A 554-nucleotide genomic window follows, 5' to 3' on the forward strand; every position below is an offset into this window, starting at 1 on the left:
AGGCCAGTAGTAAACCATATCGTAAATGGATTTGCAACCCTTGATTACTGCATGGCGAAGCAGACCTTCTGGGTTATTAGGTGAAGTAACCATCTCAATATGCTGCTCTGGGTTTGAAACGTTCACGTAATTGGCTGCATTTCCGGCCCACACGTATCCTTTCTTGTCAAAATATTTTGTTTGTTCTCTGAACACCGGATAAAAAGGGGCATGAGCAACAACTTTAGATTCTGGTGCGTCGGGAGTGGCAGTCATATTTGGTGAAAGAGAGATGACGAGTCCATGGATGAGTTGAGTGACCCCTACTCCAAACACAATGTACCTGTCCTTTGCAGCAGCATTTCCCACTACCTCGTGTAGTTCTTTAATTGTTTTTTCAAGCTCGAAAGATATGAAATTGCTGACTGGGTTGAAAAAGTAGCTCATTCTGTGCCATGGTGAAACCAGCACTGCACTGGCTTCCTTGTGCTGCTTCCAGTATTCCTCTAGGAACAGTCCGTCACCGCTGGCAACATCAGCAGAGCAACCTTGGATCTTTTCAGAGCAATCCGGAC

1 protein-coding gene is annotated in these 554 nt (G+C 45.5%); it reads right to left on the minus strand.

Annotated elements, in window-relative coordinates:
- A partial coding sequence (locus ACTS4L_RS11405) for a hypothetical protein (RefSeq protein ID WP_440652077.1) occupies positions 1-554 on the minus strand: 554 nt, incomplete at both ends.

The sequence above is a fragment of the Cysteiniphilum sp. 19S12-1 genome, from assembly GCF_052030685.1.
Lineage (GTDB): Bacteria > Pseudomonadota > Gammaproteobacteria > Francisellales > Francisellaceae > Caedibacter.